The sequence below is a fragment of the Streptomyces sp. SKN60 genome (assembly GCF_026236535.1).
In the GTDB taxonomy this organism is placed as follows: Bacteria; Actinomycetota; Actinomycetes; order Streptomycetales; family Streptomycetaceae; genus Streptomyces.
The window spans coordinates 245,526-261,739 of sequence record NZ_JAHTMW010000002.1 but is presented as its reverse complement, the minus strand read 5'-3'; the positions used below and the strand labels follow the sequence as shown (position 1 = coordinate 261,739).

The window sequence follows — 16,214 nt, the reverse complement described above, 5'->3', positions numbered from 1 at the left end:
AGGGCCCCGTCCGACCCCGCTTCAGGCCCTGCCCCGGGTTGTCCGAGCCGTACGGGACAATGGCGCCATGAGTCTGTTCCGCGACGACGGCATCGTGCTGCGCACCCAGAAGCTGGGTGAAGCGGACCGCATCATCACGCTGCTCACGCGCGGTCACGGACGCGTGCGCGCCGTCGCGCGCGGGGTGCGGCGGACCAAGTCGAAGTTCGGGGCCCGGCTCGAACCGTTCTCGCACGTGGACGTGCAGTTCTTCGCCCGCGGGAGTGAGCTGATCGGACGCGGGCTCCCGCTGTGCACGCAGAGCGAGACCATCGCCGCGTACGGCAGCTCGATCGTCACCGACTACGCCCGCTACACCGCCGGCACCGCGATGCTGGAGACGGCGGAACGGTTCACCGACCACGAGGGCGAACCGGCCGTGCAGCAGTACCTGCTGCTCGTCGGCGGACTGCGCACCCTCGCGCGCGGCGAGCACGCCCCGCACCTCATCCTCGACGCCTTCCTGCTGCGCTCGCTCGCCGTCAACGGCTACGCGCCCAGCTTCGAGGACTGTGCGAAATGCGGACTCCACGGCCCCAACCGGTTCTTTTCGGTCGCCGCGGGCGGAGTCATCTGCGCGGACTGCCGGGTACCCGGAAGCGTCGTACCCTCTGCGGAGGCCGTTGGCCTGCTCAGCGCGCTGCTCACCGGCGACTGGGAGACGGCGGACGCGGCCGAGCCGCGTCACGTCAGGGAGGGCAGCGGACTCGTGTCCGCCTATCTGCACTGGCACCTGGAGCGCGGGCTGCGCTCCCTGCGTTATGTAGAGAAAAGCTAAGACTTGATTCGCAGATCACCAGAAGGTGAGCTGCGGACTGCGGCCGGGAGTCGTCCGGGCTTTCCGGCGTGGTCACGCTTGGGGCGTGTCTCATCCGGGGTCGCTCGGGACTGCTGCCCGGCGGTTCGGGGAGCAGAGGTCGCACGGACTTGCCGTGGGACTGCCGCGTGATCGGCACCGCATGTGGTGGTCCGAATCGATGCGGTTGACTCCCGCAGGGCCTCTTCCAGCCCTTGGGCGAAGGTGATCTGTGCGTGCCGGGACGCGGTGGTGTCAAGGTGGGCTGTGGCGGGGGCGTCGGTGTCGGTGAAGCGGACGAACGCCGCGAGGGCGGCGGAGACGAGGTCACGTCTCCCGGTCAGGCCGCAGGCAGCGCAGCTGTGCACACGATCGCGGAGGGTCTTTCGTACGCGCTCGCCGCACAGGCAGTGCTGTGACAGCGCCGTGGACCACGTGGATGCCCGTAGGAGCCTGCCGCCTGCGGCTTCGCACTCCACGGCGAGAGCGGAGACCAGCATCCCCGGTGTGGTCTGCGAGAGCCGTCTGCCCCACAGCCGGTACCACGCACGGATGTCGCAGTCCTCGATCACGAGCACGGGGCCGTGGACGGCGATGATCTGCCGGGCGATGATGCGGGCGCGATGGCGGCGACGCTCAGCAGCAGACGAGGCGGCCTCGGCCTGCCTGATGCGTGTCGCCCGGTAGCCGCGAGAAAGTCGGTCACGGCGGAACGCCTGCTTCGGTACACCATCGACGCGAGCGGCGCGGGCACCGCCGGGCACGCTGACGCCCCTCGGTTCGAGCCCTGATGAGGCCCGGCGCTCCGCGCGGCGGGCCTGCCGCTTCGACAGCCTGTACTGCGCCGCATTCGTGGCCCTGCGGGACCGCTCCAGCGCCCTGGCCCGGCCGCGCCTCTTTCTCGCCTCCCGTTCCAGAAGCGTCCGTTCCTGGGGAGTGAGGGTGATCTCGGTGGAGGCCGGGGCGCCATCGGAGCGATCAAGACTTGCGGGCAGGGAGACGATCGAGAGGTTGGAGACGTTGCCGTCCACCCCGCCGATGCGGTCCTGTGAGGCGGCCCGCTCCCGCATGGCTCGTACGGCGGGAGAGGCGTAACCGACGCCGAGGACCATCAGATGTGCCTCGTACACCCAGCCGCCTGGTGCGGAGGTCCTGCGGCGTCGTACGAGATCAACCTTGTGCCACTTGCTCGGATCGGCGAGGAAGTGTCCGACACGAGCCCACTGGCCAGGCCGCTGCGATACCCGCACAGGGAGTACCAGATCGCCCCGGGGGGAGTCGGGGCCCCCGGCGAACACCACTGCGAGCGGGCCCGTGTGATCCCACCACGTCGCTTTCCTCGTCACGGGCCTTCCCGACGCGCTGGTCCTGCCGGTGGGAACACCGTCTGCCGGCACAGTCGGCACCGGCATCCGCCGTGGCTGCTGCACGGGGTGCCGACCACCGCCGGTATAGGCCGTGGTGTGACCGGTCAGCGTGCCCACCAGGCGGAAGGTCTCCCACTTGTTGGCTGTCGTGTGAGAGCGGGCCCGGCCGGGGATGCGGGTGAAACCGTGTCGACGACCGGTTTTCGGCCGTCCGTGCCGACGGCCGGTCGTGTCGGGGAACAGGTGACGCCGGACTCCGTTCCACACCTCGTCGGCCATGTGCATCACCAGAGCCTTCGAGAGGTGGTGCTTCAGATGTCCGGCGTCTTCGAGGTGCTTGTATGCGCACCGCTCCAGGGCTTCACGGGTCAATCCGAGGCGCTGCCGGACCTTCTTCGCCCCGTCCCGCTCCCGCTCATGTCCGGCAGCCCAGAAGGCATCGACCTTTGCGCGGGCATCACGCTGGACGGCCCGCTTGACCGACCACATCGCAGCGAACAGCTTCTCCAGCCGGCTGACGTCAGCGGGATTGGTGACGGCCAGTGGCAGCACCATCACCGACACATGTCCGTCGTTGGGCTTGACCCACTTCGGGGCCTTGTTCTTGCCCCGGAACCTCTGCTTCGTCTGGTCGGCCTGCATCACCATCACCTCCTCGCCGGCGCCCTGTCCCGGAAGCGACGGTAGAGATCACCGCAAACGTGTGGGCGAATTGCGAACGCATTCACCAGCATTCGTGACGTATCGAGCGCATGCTCGATTGGTGGGCAACGGGCAGTGGCCGGGGGTGATCACCGGCCGCCATGGGGGCAAGCCGTCCGCCATGTGAAAATCGACTCCACGTGCATCCACAGCGCGTGACGTACGGAACACCTCCTAGGAAGATCCATCGCCATGGCCATCGCACGACTTCTCGGGCGCCAGCGTCGGGAGTACAGGACCCCCGAGCCGCACCCGTCCGGTGCCCGCCCGCCGAAGCTGCAGTCGGAGCTCGTGCCCGAGCACGTCGCGATCGTCATGGACGGCAACGGCCGCTGGGCCAAGGAGCGCGGGCTGCCGCGCACCGAGGGGCACAAGGTCGGCGCCGAGCAGGTGCTCGACGTGCTTCAGGGCGCGCTGGAGATGGGTGTCGGGGCGATCTCGCTGTACGCCTTCTCCACCGAGAACTGGAAGCGCTCGCCCGAGGAGGTGCGCTTCCTCATGAACTTCAACCGCGACTTCATCCGCAAGACCCGCGACCAGCTCGACGAGCTCGGCATCCGGGTGCGCTGGGTGGGCCGGATGCCCAAGCTGTGGAAGTCGGTCGCCAAGGAGCTCCAGGTCGCGCAGGAGCAGACCAAGGACAACACCAAGCTGACGCTGTACTTCTGCATGAACTACGGCGGGCGCGCGGAGCTCACGGACGCGGCGCAGGCGCTCGCGGAGGACGTGAAGGCGGGCCGGCTCGACCCGTCGAAGATCACCGAGAAGACCATCCAGAAGTACCTGTACTACCCGGACATGCCGGACGTCGACCTCTTCCTGCGCCCCAGCGGCGAGCAGCGCACCTCCAACTACCTGATCTGGCAGAGCGCGTACGCCGAGATGGTCTTCCAGGACGTGCTGTGGCCCGACTTCGACCGCCGCGACCTGTGGCGGGCGTGCGTCGAGTTCGCCCAGCGCGACCGGCGCTTCGGCGGGGTGGACCCGGCGGATCTCGCGGTCCTCGACAAGGCCTGAGGCCCGGACCGGGACTGGGGGATGACTATGGAGCTGGTCTACACGCCGACGCGTGAGGACATCACGGACGCGGTGCGCGTGCAGCTGCGGCACGGCTCGTTCCGGGTGCTGCGGTGGCTGGCGCCGGCCGCCGGCGTGCTGGCCTTCGTGGCCGTCGCGCTGCTGCTGACCGGGCCCGGCGAGCCGGACGTGGGGGGCGCGGTCCTGATGGGCTCGCTCGGACTGCTCGTGGTCGTGCTCGGGCCGCTGGCGGTCCGGCTGAGCGCCCGGCAGGTGTACGCGATGATCTCCCGGCAGGGGGAGTACCGGGTCGTGGTCGGCGAGGACGAGATCCGCTGGACGACCCGGGACAGCGAGGTCGTGGGCCGCTGGCAGCTGACGCCGCGGTACGCCGAGACCCCGACGCAGTTCGTGCTGTTCTCCGGCGACAAGGGGCGCGTCGGCGTCGCCGCCCTGCCCAAGCGCGGGCTCGCCGACCCGGCCGACGTCGACCGGCTCCGTACGCTCCTGGACCGGAACATCACCCGCCTCTGAGCCGTGTGCGCAACGCGAGTGGGCCCGCACCGGAATCGTCCGGTGCGGGCCCACTCGTATGTCAGGTCACCTCTGTCAGGTCACCTCTGGCGGGTCACTTCGACGCGCAGTCCTCGCACGTCCCGAAGATCTCCACCGTGTGCGCCACGTTCACGAAGCCGTGCTCGGCGGCGATCGTCTCGGCCCACTGCTCCACGGCCGGGCCCTCGACCTCCACGGCCTTGCCGCAGACGCGGCAGACCAGGTGGTGATGGTGGTCGCCGGTCGAGCAGCGGCGGTAGACCGTCTCGCCGTCGCTGGTGCGCAGGGCGTCGACCTCGCCCGCGTCCGCGAGGGACTGGAGCGTGCGGTAGACGGTGGTGAGGCCGACGGAGTCGCCGCGGTGCTTGAGCATGTCGTGCAGCTCCTGGGCGCTGCGGAACTCGTCCACCTCGTTCAGGGCCGCCGAGACTGCGGCCCGCTGCTTGGTCGAGCGGCCTTTTACGGGGGGTCCTGCCGTCGCCACGGGGGCCTCCTTGAATCCTTGTCTGCCCCCGCCATTCTGCCAGTCCCCCGTACCCCTTCCGTGAGACCCGGCTCAGACCTTCACGTCGTCCGTGGGGCGCCTGGTGCCCGGGACGCAGCGGGCGTCGCAGTCCGCGATGGCCTGTTCGGCGGCCTTCGCCCGGCGCCGGGCGAGCGGGGCGGCGAGCAGGGCCAGGGCGATGAAGACGCCGATCGCGAGCAGGACGATGGTCGCGCCGGGCGGTACGTCCTGGTAGTACGAGGTGATCGTGCCGGAAAGGGTGACGCCCGTGCCGATCAGCACGGCGAGCACGAACGTGGTCTTGAAGGACCGGGAGAGCTGCTGGGCCGCCGCGACCGGGATCACCATCAGGGCGCTGACCAGGAGCAGGCCGACGACGCGCATGGCGACCGTGACGGTGACGGCCGCGGTGACCGCGATCAGCAGGTTCAGGACGCGCACCGGCAGGCCGGTGACCCGGGCGAACTCCTCGTCCTGGCTGACGGCGAAGAGCTGGCGGCGCAGGCCGACCGTCACGAGCAGGACGAATCCGGCCAGGATGCTGATCGTGGTGACGTCCTCGGCGGAGACCGTCGAGAGCGAGCCGAAGAGGAACGAGCTGAGGTTGGCGTTGGAGCCGGTCGGCGAGAGGTTGATCAGCAGGACGCCGCCCGCCATGCCGCCGTAGAAGAGCAGCGCGAGGGCGAGGTCGCCGCGGGTCTTGCCGTACGCCCGGATCAGTTCCATGGCGACGGCGCCGACGACGGCGACCAGGGTCGCCATCCACACCGGGTTGGTGTTCATGAGGAAGCCGAGGCCGACGCCGGTCATGGCGACATGGCCGATGCCGTCGCCCATGAGCGCCTGGCGGCGCTGGACGAGGTAGATGCCGACGGCGGGGGCGGTGATGCCGACGAGTACGGCCGCGAGGAGCGCCCGCTGCATGAAGGCGGGTTCGAGGAAGTCCATGGTCTTGTCTCTCGGGTCTTGTCTCTCCGCGCCTCAGGTCAGCAGGCCGGTACGGAGCGACTCGTCGGCCGCGTGGGGGTGGACGTGGTCGTGGCCGGGCAGCGCGTGCTGGCCGACGGCCTGCGGCGGCGGGCCGTCGTGGACGACGCAGCCGTCACGGAGCACGACCGCGCGGTCGATGAGCGGCTCGAGCGGGCCCAGCTCGTGCAGGACGAGGAGGACGGAGGTGCCGCCGGCGACCTGCTCGCGCAGGGTCGCGGCGAGGATCTCCTGGCTGGCGAGGTCGACGCCGGCCATCGGCTCGTCCATGATCAGCAGCTCGGGTTCGGAGGCGAGCGCGCGGGCGATGAGGACCCGCTGGTGCTGGCCGCCGGAGAGCGCGGAGACGGAGTCGGCGGCGCGGTCGGCGAGGCCGACGAGCTCCATGGCGCGCAGCACGGCGGCCTTGTCGGCCCTGGTCGGCAGGCCGAAGCGGCGGCGGGCGAGCCGGCCGGAGGCGACGACCTCGCGGACGGTGGCGGGCACGCCGGCGGCCGCGGTGGTGCGCTGCGGTACGTAGCCGACGCGGGCCCAGTCGCGGAACCGCTTCTGCTCCGTGCCGAACAGCTCGATCGTGCCGCCGGTCAGCGGCACCTGGCCGATGACGGAGCGGACGGCGGTGGACTTGCCGGAGCCGTTGGCGCCGAGCAGGGCGACGACCTCACCGCGGTGGACGGTGAGGTCCACCCCGCGGAGGACGGGCCGCGCGCCGAGGGCCGCGGTGGCCCCGCGGACGGAGATGACGGGCTGGTCGTCGCTCACGAGAGGCCTCCTACTTGGCGCCGAGCGCGGTCTTCAGCGCGGCCAGGTTCGACTGCATGACCTCGATGTAGTCGTGGCCCTTGGACTTGTCCGTGATGCCCTCGAGCGGGTCGAGCACGTCGGTCTTCAGACCGGTGTCGGTGGCGAGGGTCTTCGCGGTCTTGTCGCTCGCGAGGGTCTCGAAGAAGACGGTGGTGACCTTGTCCTTCTTCGCGATGTCCTGGAGTTCCTTGATGCGGGCGGGGCTCGGCTCGGACTCGGGGTCCATGCCGGAGATGCCCTCCTGCTCCAGGTGGTAGCGCTCGGCGAGGTAGCCGAAGGCGGAGTGGGTGGTGATGAAGGTCTTGGTGGCGGTGTTCTTCAGACCCGTCTCGAAGGCGGTGTTCAGGTCGCCGAGCTTCTTCACCAGGGCGTCGGTGTTCTTCTTGTAGTCGGCGGCGTGGGCGGGGTCGGCCTTCTCGAAGGCGGCGCCGACGCCCTTGGCGACCTCGGCGTACTTCACGGGGTCGAGCCAGATGTGCGGGTCGGCACCGGCCTCGGACTCGTGGTCCGCGTGGTCCTCGTGGCCGGCCTCTTCGGAGCCGTGGCCCTCTTCGCCCCCGTGCTCGTGGCCGACCTCGGTGCCGTGCTCTTCGAGCTTGGTGAGGGTGGTGGCGTCGACCTTGGCCTTCACGTCGGTCTGGGCGATCGCGTCGTCGACGGCGGGCTGGATGCCCTTGAGGTAGAGGATGACGTCGGCCTCGCCGAGCTCGCCGATCTGCTTCGGCTTGAGCTCCAGGTCGTGGGGTTCGACGCCGGGCTTGGTGAGCGTGTTGACGGCCACGTGGCCGTCGCCTATCTGCTCGGCCAGGTACTGCATGGGGTAGAACGACGCGACCACGTCCAGCTTGCCGTCGCCGCCCTTGTCCGCGGCGTCGGAGGTACCGCCGCAGGCGGTGAGGGTGACGAGGCCGAGGGAGACGGCTCCGGCGACGGCGGTGGCGGGTATGAGGCGGCGTACGTTCATGACACTCATTTTCAACAAAAATGGAAACGGTTGTCAATTGCCGGACGTGTGTCCCACGGCACTACCGTTCGGGGAGAACGGCGATGTCGTCGATATACAGGCAGACTGGTACAAGTCGGGGGCCGATCTGGCCCTCGCCGCCGACACCCGCGTACCGCCCTCCCTCCGCTTCCCGATGAGGGAGGAGGAACCGATTTGATACGGGCCCCAGGGGCGCCGGTAACCTGAGGCATTCGCACTTCGTCGTCGTAATGAAGAGAGCACCGTGGCCGCCGACAAGATCGACACCATCGTCAGCCTGAGCAAGCGCCGTGGCTTCGTTTTCCCCTGTAGCGAGATCTACGGCGGTCAGCGCGCCGCCTGGGACTACGGGCACCTGGGCGTCGAACTCAAGGAGAACATCAAGCGCCAGTGGTGGCGTTACATGGTCACCTCGCGCGAGGACGTCGTCGGCATCGACTCGTCGGTCATCCTGGCGACCGAGGTCTGGGAGGCGTCCGGTCACGTCGCGACCTTCACCGACCCGCTGACCGAGTGCACCTCCTGCCACAAGCGCTACCGCGCGGACCACCTGGAGGAGGCGTACGAGGAGAAGCACGGCCGCCTCCCCGAGAACGGCCTCTCCGACCTCAACTGCCCCAACTGCGGCAACAAGGGCACCTTCACCGAGCCCAAGCAGTTCTCCGGCCTGCTCTCCACCCACCTCGGCCCGACCCAGGACAGCGGCTCCGTCGCGTACCTGCGTCCCGAGACCGCGCAGGGCATCTTCACCAACTTCGCCCAGGTGCAGACCACCTCGCGCAAGAAGCCCCCGTTCGGCATCGCGCAGCAGGGCAAGTCCTTCCGGAACGAGATCACTCCGGGCAACTTCATCTTCCGCACCCGCGAGTTCGAGCAGATGGAGATGGAGTTCTTCGTCAAGCCGGGCGAGGACGAGCAGTGGCACGAGTACTGGATGGAGCAGCGCTGGAACTGGTACACCGGCCTGGGTCTCCGTGAGGAGAACATGCGCTGGTACGAGCACCCGAAGGAGAAGCTCTCCCACTACTCGAAGCGCACCGCCGACATCGAGTACCGCTTCCAGTTCGGCGGCAGCGAGTGGGGCGAGCTCGAGGGTGTGGCCAACCGCACCGACTACGACCTGAACGCGCACTCCGCCGCGTCCGGCGCCAGCCTGACCTACCTGGACCAGGAGTCGGGCGAGCGCTACACGCCGTACGTCATCGAGCCCGCCGCCGGTGTCGGCCGCACCATGCTGGCCTTCCTGCTCGACGCGTACACCGAGGACGAGGCCCCCAACGCCAAGGGCGTCATGGAGAAGCGCGTCGTGCTGCGCCTCGACCACCGCCTGGCCCCGGTCAAGGTCGCCGTCCTGCCGCTGTCCCGCAACCCGCAGCTCTCGCCGAAGGCCAAGGGCCTCGCGGCCGACCTGCGGCAGAACTGGAACATCGAGTTCGACGACGCCGGCGCCATCGGCCGCCGCTACCGCCGCCAGGACGAGATCGGCACCCCGTACTGCGTCACCGTCGACTTCGACACCCTCGAGGACAACGCCGTGACCGTGCGCGAGCGCGACACCATGAAGCAGGAGCGCGTCTCCCTGGACCAGATCCAGGGCTACCTGGCCAGCCGCCTGATCGGCGCCTGACCCCCTGGTCGTCGGTACGGCGAAGCCCCCGGTTCCGGAGACGGAACCGGGGGCTTTCCCGTACCCGGGCCCGGACGGAATGGCGTACTCCGCTCCAAGGGCGGGTAGATACAAGGGATTTGATGGTGCATCGGATCGGTCATCCGCTACCGTTGATCCATCCGAGACACCAGGCCGCACCGTGGCGCATGGGTTCGAGGCCGCTGCCGGAATGGTCCGGTGCCGGCCCCGAAGGCTCGGGCCGCCGCAGGGCGGCCCCGGCTGTCGCCGGTGCGGGTGGTTACCTTCGTATGAGGTCTGATCCCGCACCGCCGTGACATCTGCCCCCGGAACGACCGCCGTGTGCCCGGTACGCGGCGGTCAGGCACTCCGCGTTCGCCACCTCCTCATGCGAGCCGGGTGGTGAGAAGGGCCTCCGGCAACGGTGCTGGAGACAACCCGGACGTGCCCGGGAGTCGACCCATGATTTCCAGGAACAGTGCCCCCCGTCTGTACGCGATCGACGACGGAGGCGACGGCCGTTCGCTGGTCTCGTTCGCCCGCTTACGCATCGAGCTCCCCCACCTGTCCGCCGCGACGCGGATCTGGCAGACCTTCCGCCACGAACTGGCGGCGGACACCCGGCTGCTCATCCCCGCCCACGCGCCCCTCCACTCGGTCGACCTCGCCCGCGCTCGCGGTCGCCACCTGCACCGCTCGCGCAGCTCCGACAAGGCCGCCCACCGGAGGCACAGCCGCGAGGTGATCCTGCGCGGGCTGCGGGCCATCGCCACCATGCCGGGCACGGACGTGCACGTGGTGTACCGGCGCACCCAGCGCTACGGCCACGACCGGCCCGACCTCTTCGCCGAGCTGCTCGCGCAGATCGAGCAGGAGCTGACCGAGGCCGGCACCAGGGGGATGGTCGTCGTGGACGGCGACGGCACGGAGCGCCAGCTGGCCGAGGCGCTGCACCGCCTTCCCGACCGGGGCCGCCGCATCGTCGGCGGCGTCCGCTTCCGCAGGTCCCAGGAGTACGGCCTGCTCCAGGCCGCCGACATGATCGCGTACTCGGCCCACCAGGCGGTCGCCAAGCGCGACGCCGGGATCGAGATGGCGCACTGGTTCGGCGCCACGTTCCCCGGCACGTGCGGGCCAAGCGCCCGCTGACCACCACAGACAGAAGGGCCGGCCCCCGGCGAGGCCGGGGGCCGGCGGGCTGGACCTGGCCCACCGAGAGCGGGCCAGAACCGCATTGCCAGTCTTCCACACTCATGCGAGATCAGGAGAGGTCACATGTCCGCCACGCGCCCGGGAACACCGGTCGAGATCGAGTGGGACAAGCAGAAGATCGAGGTCGCCGATGTCCTCCGGGAGCTGCCCGACGCGTCGAGCGTGGGCGACCGGAACGCCCTGGTGAAGGCGGGTCTTGAGAGCTCGCTCGCCTACCTGCCCGAGGACTCCTGGCACGCGCTCGCCCGTGCCGTCGTGACGCCGTCCACGGTGACCGTGCAGCTGAACAACTCGCGGGACGCCGACAGCAGTCTGCTCCTCGAGGAGTCCGTCGACGGCGCACTGCTCCGGTCCGTCCACTCCCGGATATGGCTGTACGAGCTCTTCCCCGGGATCCAGCCGCGGACGGCCCAGGAGATCCTGGCGACCGAGGACCCCCTGGTGGAGGGCGCGGCCGAGGAGGACCGCCCGCAGGCGGTGCTGCGCTACCGCTACAAGAACCTCGCCCACCTGCGGAACCACATCCGGCAGACGCTCGCCGTGACGCTGGCCCGCAACTCCTACGCGGAGTCGATCCTCGCCCGCCGGGTGACCCGCGCGCTGATCGCCCACCCGGTCGTCTACGAGTTCGAGGACGGTTCGGAGCCGGTGCACGTGCTCGTCGCCCGCGACGGCATCACGCGACTGGCCAGCGCCTGGAAGGTCCTCGCCGGACCGGACGAGGAGCCGGAGGCGGTGGCGGAAATGGCGGCGGAGGTGCTCGTCGCCAGCCTCGCCGTCGTGGAGGGACAGCCGCACAAGCCGCGTACGCAGCGGATGGCCCTGGCCCGGGAGCGGCGGCGCAAGAAGCTCCGGGCGGAGTTCTACGAGGAATGGGGCCGGGCGCAGGGCGAGGCCGTGCCGCTGCGGGCCGTCCAGATCGGGCAGTCCCACACCCTGCCCGCCCATGTGACGGTGGGGGTGGTGCCGAACGGAGGCACGTCCCTCGCCGCGCGCGATGTGTTCGACGACGCGCTGCACTCCGTCCTCGCCTCCATCCACGTCGAGTTCAAGGCCTGGGACGAGGCCGCGCAGAACGTGGAGGTGGCGGGCCGCGCCCTGAAGCACGTCGTGCAGAGCCACCAGAGCGACGGGCTGGCCGGCATCTACGAACTGGCCGTCGGACGCCGGGAGGTCGCCGACCTTCCCTCGGTCTACAACGAGCCGAAGCTGCCGGCCACCGGGCTGTGGCGGGCCACCCGGCTGGTGCACACCCTGACGCGACCCGCGCTCTACGACGCCCTGCGCCATCGGGCCAAGGAGATCAAGGGTGTTCGCCGGATGACCGACAAGGGCTTCGCGGCGCTGCTCGGACCGATGGTCGACCAGCCGTGGCGGGCCACGAAGAAGGGCGCGTCGACGCAGGCCCGCAACGCCTGGACCAACGGAGGCGTCCTCTTCAAGGAAGTGCTGAAGGACGGCTGGGCGCCCGTCGTCACGGACGACTTCACCTCCCTCGTGGAACCCGCGATGGGCGGCGACCAGAACGCCCGGCTGACCCTCGCCCTGGCAGGTGGTACGGCGCTGATCGCGGACAAGCTCCTGACCCGGAACGTCGGCTCCGCCCTCGGCGCCCGCCGGGCGTACGGCAAGGTGCCCCTGCGCAGCGACACGCACAAGGTCGTCGAAGGGCTCGCGCGCGAGGGCAACCTCCTCGGCCTGTGGACCCTGGGCCTCGCGGCGCAGCGGTTCCAGGACAGCGGCCTTCCGTGGAACGCGAGCCAGCAGGAGGGGCTGCCCAGCCTGGGGGGCTACGCGCACTACGCCGTCGACCTGGAGGCGGAGGACCGCATCCTGCGGGAGGGTGGCGACCCCGTTCCGCTACTCGAATGGGACGTGGTCGCGGCGGCTTTCCCCGAGCGGGTGAAGCCCGGAAGGACGGGCGGCGCCGACGACGCGGACGGCGAGCGGGGGGATCAGAGCGGCGACGCGGAGGGCGACGACTGGGACGACGTGGGGGAGGAGACGCAGTTCGAGGAGGGCGCGGACGGGAGTGAGGACGAGCTGCCCGTGGACCAGCGGATCGCCCACCGAAGGACTCTCCTCGGCGAGTCGCTGGCCGATGCGAAGGACCTCGTGGAGCAGCTCCACGCCCTCGACGGGCTGATCTCCTCCCCGCCGCTGTACGGGCAGAAGGAGACCTGGGCCTCCCTTCGGGAGATGGCCATGACCATCGCAACCAGCCTCCACAACAAGGCGGGCGACTACCCGGAGGACTCCGAGTGAGCGGGTGAGGGACGGGAAGGACGAGAAAGGGGTGCCGGATCCATCGAGGATCCGGCACCCCTTTCTCCTTGTCTCTCCGCGGGTCAGGGCCGCAGCGCGCGTTGGACCAGGGCGACCACCGCGTCGAACGCCGCCTCGCTGGCCGGGGACGCCCACTCGGCCGCGTGGGCCGGGTTGTGGAAGCGGTCGGTGGCGTGGAAGACGGCGCGGGCCGTGGTCGCCAGGTCCTGCTGCGGGGCGGCGAAGACGTCGTCGCGGACGCCGGACGCCAGGATCTGGGCGATCTGGTCGACGAGGTGCTGTTCGTGGCGGTCGACGACCGCGCTGTTCTCGCCGATCAGGACCTGGAAGGTGGCCATCAGCTCCGGGTCGCCGCCGGCCTTCGTGCGCTTGAGGGCGAAGAGGGCGGTGAGCCAGCCGGTCAGCCGCTCGTCGGCGGGGCCGTCGCCCTCGGCGTACGGTTCGAGCGCGGTGATCGTGCGGTGCAGCCAGCGTTCGGTGACCGCCTCGCGCAGCGCCGCCTTCGTACGGAAGTGGCGGTAGACGCTGCCGTGGCTCACGCCGAGGGCGCGGGCCACGTCCACCACGGTCGCCTTCGCCGGGCCGTAGCGGCGCAGCACCTCCTCGGTGACTTCGAGGATGCGCTCTGCGGTCAGGGTTTCGGTGCTGGCGGCCATGCCACTGACAGTACCTGTCAGTGCTCGCTGTCCAAGTGGGCCATCTGGGCCTCCGGGTAGCGGGCGCCGGCCGCCGCGTCCGCCGGGACGGCCGCCTCGATCGCCGTCAGGTCGGCCGCGTCGAGGGTGACGTCCAGCGCGCCGAGGGCCTCGGCGAGACGGTCGCGGCTGCGGGCGCCGATCAGCGGGACGATGTCCTCGCCGCGGCTCAGCGCCCAGGCGATGGCGGTCTGGGCGACCGTGACGCCCTTGGCCTCGGCGACCGCGCGCAGCCGGTCCACCAGGTCCAGGTTGCGCGCCAGGTTCTCGCCCTGGAAGCGGGGGCTCATGCCGCGGAAGTCGCCGGGGGCCAGCTCGCGGTCCCGGGTGAAGTGGCCGCTGATCAGACCGCGCGACAGCACGCCGTACGCGGTGATGCCGATGCCGAGCTCGCGGGCGGTCGGCAGGATCTTCTCCTCGATGCCGCGGGAGATCAGCGAGTACTCGATCTGCAGGTCGGCGATCGGAGCGACGGCGGCGGCCCGGCGCAGGGTGTCCGCGCCGACCTCGGAGAGGCCGATGTGCCGGACGTGGCCGGCCTCGACCAGCTCGGCGATGGCGCCGACGGTCTCCTCGATCGGGACGTCGGGGTCGACGCGGGCGATCCGGTAGACGTCGATGTGGTCGGTGCCGAGGCGCTGCAGCGAGTAGGCGGCGAAGTTCTTCACCGCCGCCGGGCGCCCGTCGTAGCCGGTGAAGCCGCCCTCGACCGTGCGCAGGGCGCCGAACTTGACGCTGGTGAGCGCCCGTTCGCGGGCGGCGGCCGGAGCGGTGCGGAGCGCCTCGTTGATCAGCAGCTCGTTGTGGCCCATGCCGTAGAAGTCGCCGGTGTCCAGGAGCGTGACGCCCGCGTCCAGGGCCGCGTGGATGGTCGCGATCGACTCGGCCCGGTCGGCCTCGCCGTACAGGGCGGACATGCCCATGCAGCCGAGGCCGAGCGCGGAGACAGTGGGGCCGGTGGTGCCGAGGGAACGGGTGGGGAGGGAGTTCGTGGTCGTCGTCATGCATCAACCATGACATGTGCGATGACAGATTTCAATATCTGTCAGTCGTCTCCTCACTTCAGGGAGGGGAGGCGCAGGCTCAGGAGCAGCGTCAGGACCACCACGCCCAGCTGCACCAGCAGCGTCGTGACCAGCGCCGATCCCATGTCGCCGGATCCGGCGACGGACGGGCCGGCCAGCGACAGGAAGAGCGAACCGAGCGTCGCCACACCGAGCGCGAGTGCCGACTGCTGGGTCGTCACCATCACGCCGCTGCCCACGCCCGCCTGCTCCGAGGGCACCTCGGAGAGCACGAGCCGGAACAGCACCGGCAGCTGCAGGCCCTGGCCGAGGCCCGCGATCGCCATGCCCGGCAGCAGGTCCACCACCGACAGGCCCGCCCAGTCGCGCCACACCGTCCACGCGATCAGCGCGATGCCGAGCGCCTGCGCCAGCGCGCCCGCCGGGACCACCCGGGTCGCGCCCCAGCGCCCGATCAGCCGCGGACCGGCGAGCGAGGCCCCGAAGAAGGCGAGCGCCATCGGTACGAGGGCCAGGCCGGAGGCGATCGCGCCCATGCCCAGGCCCTGCTGGAGCGCGATGGCGATCACGAACATGAAGCCGCTGAAGCCCAGCGACAGCGGCAGTACGACGGCGAGGCCCCGGCGCAGCGAGACAAGCCGCAGCAGGCTCGGCGGCACCAGCGGGGTGCGCCCCGCGCGGTCGGCGCGCACCTCCGCCCACCAGAACGCCGCCGCCGCGAACGGGAACACGGCGAGCGCGACCCAGGTCCACAGCGGCCAGCCGGCCGCCCGGCCCTCGGTGAGCGGGGCGAGCAGGGTCAGCAGGGCGAGGCCGAGCAGCAGGGTGCCGGGCAGGTCGACCGGCGCGGGCCGGTCCGAGCGGGTCTCGGGCACGCTGCGCACCGCGAGCGCCAGTCCGACCAGCGCCACCGGCACGTTGACCAGGAAGATCGACCGCCAGCCGCTGCCCGCGACATCGGCCGCGACCAGTACGCCGCCCAGGATCTGGCCGGCCACCATGGCGAGGCCGGCGGTCGCCCCGTACAGGCTGAGCGCGCGGGCGTGCCGGGCGCCCGAGGTCGAGGAGTGGATGGTCGCGAGCACCTGCGGCAGCATCAGCGCGGCCGCGGCGCCCTGGGCCACGCGGGCGCCGACCAGCGTCCAGGCGTCCGGGGCGAGGCCGCAGGCGAGCGAGGTGAGACCGAAGGCCGCCATACCGCCGAGGAAGAGCCGGCGGCGGCCGAAGCGGTCGCCGAGCCGGCCGCCGAGGACGAGGAGCACGGCGTACGCCAGGCCGTAGCCGGCGACCACCAGCTCCAGGAGGGCCGGTCCGGCGGCCAGGTCGTGGTCGATGGTGGGCAGGGCGACGTTGACGATGAAGAAGTCGACGAGGGGGAGGGCCGCACCGAGCAGCACGGTGACCAGGCCGAGGGTGCCGAGCGCGGGGCGGGCGTGGTCGACGACCGGGACGGCGCGGGCCGTGGGAGTGGCGGCCGGGGCGGACGAGGGGGTTTTCGTAGTCACGGAGTCGAGGCTCGCGCGGTCCTTAGCCTGGTACCAGAGTCTCCTTATCCTGGTACAAGGAGTACCTGGCAATGGGCTGAGCGCCCCGGCACCCTGGGAGCATGAGC

The 16,214-nt window shown here is 70.7% G+C and carries 14 protein-coding genes; 6 read left to right on the top strand and 8 right to left on the bottom strand.

Features of this window, described 5'->3' with window-relative positions:
* Positions 1 to 67: 67 nt before the first annotated feature.
* The gene (gene recO, locus KV205_RS04280) at positions 68 to 817 is read left to right on the top strand and encodes a DNA repair protein RecO (RefSeq protein WP_265862232.1); all 750 of its coding nucleotides are present in this window, start codon (positions 68 to 70) and stop codon (positions 815 to 817) included.
* Here recO and KV205_RS04275 read toward each other — a convergent pair.
* Positions 814 to 2,850 (bottom strand): transposase, encoded by a 2,037-nt coding sequence (locus tag KV205_RS04275; RefSeq protein WP_265862230.1) that lies wholly within the window; start codon positions 2,848 to 2,850, stop codon positions 814 to 816. The two genes, recO and KV205_RS04275, sit on opposite strands and share 4 nt — an antisense overlap.
* A 246-nt stretch (positions 2,851 to 3,096) precedes the next feature.
* Between KV205_RS04275 and KV205_RS04270 the strand changes: the two genes are divergently transcribed.
* Positions 3,097 to 3,921 carry an isoprenyl transferase gene (locus KV205_RS04270; RefSeq protein WP_265862228.1) on the top strand — a complete coding sequence of 275 codons (825 nt, stop codon included), beginning with the start codon at positions 3,097 to 3,099 and terminating at the stop codon, positions 3,919 to 3,921.
* A 21-nt stretch (positions 3,922 to 3,942) separates the two neighbouring features.
* Positions 3,943 to 4,455 (top strand): hypothetical protein, encoded by a 513-nt coding sequence (locus KV205_RS04265; RefSeq protein ID WP_265862227.1) that lies wholly within the window; start codon positions 3,943 to 3,945, stop codon positions 4,453 to 4,455.
* A gap of 94 nt (positions 4,456 to 4,549) precedes the next feature.
* Here KV205_RS04265 and KV205_RS04260 read toward each other — a convergent pair whose 3' ends face one another.
* The 4 genes from KV205_RS04260 to KV205_RS04245 all read right to left on the bottom strand — a co-directional run bounded on the left by KV205_RS04260 (position 4,550) and on the right by KV205_RS04245 (position 7,736).
* The gene (locus tag KV205_RS04260; RefSeq protein ID WP_265862225.1) at positions 4,550 to 4,960 is read right to left on the bottom strand and encodes a Fur family transcriptional regulator; all 411 of its coding nucleotides are present in this window, start codon (positions 4,958 to 4,960) and stop codon (positions 4,550 to 4,552) included.
* Positions 4,961 to 5,032: 72 nt separating this feature from the next.
* Positions 5,033 to 5,929, bottom strand: a complete 897-nt coding sequence (locus KV205_RS04255) for a metal ABC transporter permease (RefSeq protein ID WP_265862224.1) — start codon at positions 5,927 to 5,929, stop codon at positions 5,033 to 5,035.
* Between the two features lie 33 nt (positions 5,930 to 5,962).
* Entirely contained in the window at positions 5,963 to 6,730 is a 768-nt protein-coding gene (locus KV205_RS04250; RefSeq protein ID WP_265862222.1) for a metal ABC transporter ATP-binding protein, read from the bottom strand.
* A gap of 10 nt (positions 6,731 to 6,740) precedes the next feature.
* Positions 6,741 to 7,736: a metal ABC transporter solute-binding protein, Zn/Mn family gene (locus KV205_RS04245; protein WP_265862220.1), complete on the bottom strand. Its 996-nt coding sequence runs from the start codon at positions 7,734 to 7,736 to the stop codon at positions 6,741 to 6,743.
* 265 nt (positions 7,737 to 8,001) lie between these two features.
* Here KV205_RS04245 and KV205_RS04240 point away from each other — a divergent pair, with 265 nt between their 5' ends.
* The 3 genes from KV205_RS04240 (at position 8,002) to KV205_RS04230 (ending at position 12,861) form a co-directional block, all read left to right on the top strand.
* Positions 8,002 to 9,384: a glycine--tRNA ligase gene (locus tag KV205_RS04240; RefSeq protein ID WP_265862218.1), complete on the top strand. Its 1,383-nt coding sequence runs from the start codon at positions 8,002 to 8,004 to the stop codon at positions 9,382 to 9,384.
* Positions 9,385 to 9,846: 462 nt separating this feature from the next.
* A complete protein-coding gene (locus tag KV205_RS04235) occupies positions 9,847 to 10,533 on the top strand; it encodes a DUF3800 domain-containing protein (RefSeq protein ID WP_265862215.1) in 687 nt (228 codons plus the stop codon).
* A gap of 126 nt (positions 10,534 to 10,659) precedes the next feature.
* Positions 10,660 to 12,861 (top strand): hypothetical protein, encoded by a 2,202-nt coding sequence (locus KV205_RS04230; protein WP_265862213.1) that lies wholly within the window; start codon positions 10,660 to 10,662, stop codon positions 12,859 to 12,861.
* 83 nt (positions 12,862 to 12,944) lie between these two features.
* On the opposite strand, the gene KV205_RS04225 is transcribed toward KV205_RS04230, so the two are convergent.
* The 3 genes from KV205_RS04225 to KV205_RS04215 are packed head-to-tail and all read right to left on the bottom strand — an operon-like array spanning position 12,945 to position 16,107.
* The gene (locus tag KV205_RS04225) at positions 12,945 to 13,538 is read right to left on the bottom strand and encodes a TetR family transcriptional regulator (RefSeq protein WP_265862211.1); all 594 of its coding nucleotides are present in this window, start codon (positions 13,536 to 13,538) and stop codon (positions 12,945 to 12,947) included.
* A 17-nt stretch (positions 13,539 to 13,555) separates the two neighbouring features.
* Positions 13,556 to 14,581: an aldo/keto reductase gene (locus KV205_RS04220; RefSeq protein ID WP_265862210.1), complete on the bottom strand. Its 1,026-nt coding sequence runs from the start codon at positions 14,579 to 14,581 to the stop codon at positions 13,556 to 13,558.
* Between the two features lie 53 nt (positions 14,582 to 14,634).
* The gene (locus tag KV205_RS04215; RefSeq protein ID WP_374214618.1) at positions 14,635 to 16,107 is read right to left on the bottom strand and encodes an MFS transporter; all 1,473 of its coding nucleotides are present in this window, start codon (positions 16,105 to 16,107) and stop codon (positions 14,635 to 14,637) included.
* Positions 16,108 to 16,214 lie beyond the last annotated feature (107 nt).

What these genes read in the sequence shown, in the direction of transcription:
- recO (WP_265862232.1), top strand. Translation starts at nt 68, where the DNA reads ATGAGTCTGTTCCGCGACGACGGCATCGTGCTGCGCACCCAGAAGCTG.
- KV205_RS04270 (WP_265862228.1), top strand. Translation starts at nt 3,097, where the DNA reads ATGGCCATCGCACGACTTCTCGGGCGCCAGCGTCGGGAGTACAGGACC.
- KV205_RS04230 (WP_265862213.1), top strand. Translation starts at nt 10,660, where the DNA reads ATGTCCGCCACGCGCCCGGGAACACCGGTCGAGATCGAGTGGGACAAG.
- KV205_RS04225 (WP_265862211.1), bottom strand. Translation starts at nt 13,538, where the DNA reads ATGGCCGCCAGCACCGAAACCCTGACCGCAGAGCGCATCCTCGAAGTC.
- KV205_RS04275 (WP_265862230.1), bottom strand. Translation starts at nt 2,850, where the DNA reads ATGGTGATGCAGGCCGACCAGACGAAGCAGAGGTTCCGGGGCAAGAAC.
- KV205_RS04265 (WP_265862227.1), top strand. Translation starts at nt 3,943, where the DNA reads ATGACTATGGAGCTGGTCTACACGCCGACGCGTGAGGACATCACGGAC.
- KV205_RS04255 (WP_265862224.1), bottom strand. Translation starts at nt 5,929, where the DNA reads ATGGACTTCCTCGAACCCGCCTTCATGCAGCGGGCGCTCCTCGCGGCC.
- KV205_RS04245 (WP_265862220.1), bottom strand. Translation starts at nt 7,736, where the DNA reads ATGAACGTACGCCGCCTCATACCCGCCACCGCCGTCGCCGGAGCCGTC.
- KV205_RS04235 (WP_265862215.1), top strand. Translation starts at nt 9,847, where the DNA reads ATGATTTCCAGGAACAGTGCCCCCCGTCTGTACGCGATCGACGACGGA.
- KV205_RS04220 (WP_265862210.1), bottom strand. Translation starts at nt 14,581, where the DNA reads ATGACGACGACCACGAACTCCCTCCCCACCCGTTCCCTCGGCACCACC.